The 384-nt window shown below is 44.0% G+C and carries 1 pseudogene; it reads right to left on the bottom strand.

Annotated features, from left to right (window positions below):
• Nucleotides 1–384: pseudogene (locus A3735_RS09980) on the bottom strand (asparagine synthase-related protein); the annotation flags it as partial.

Below are 384 nucleotides of genomic sequence, written 5' to 3'. Positions count from 1 at the left end.
GTTCTTACGTAACAAGCCGTTATCGACAAAAACACAGGTTAACTGATCACCAATGGCTTTATGCAATAGCGCCGCAACCACTGAAGAATCAACACCTCCAGATAGACCTAGCAAGACCTTCTTATCACCCACTTGGGCACGAACTCGTTCAATCTGATCTTCAATAATCTTTGCTGGCGTCCAAAGTGATTCACAACCACAAATATCTTTTACAAAGTGACTTAAAATACGCTCACCCTGCAGGGTATGCGTTACTTCAGGGTGGAACTGGATACCAAAGAAATTCTTCTCTGCACAGTACATACCCAGCAATAGGGCAAGATTCAGTTGAGGCCATCAACTCAAAACCTTCAGGCATCGCAGTAACTTTATCACCGTGGCTCA

The organism is Oleiphilus sp. HI0061 (genome assembly GCF_001635675.1).
This window is presented reverse-complemented; position numbering and strand designations above follow the sequence as displayed.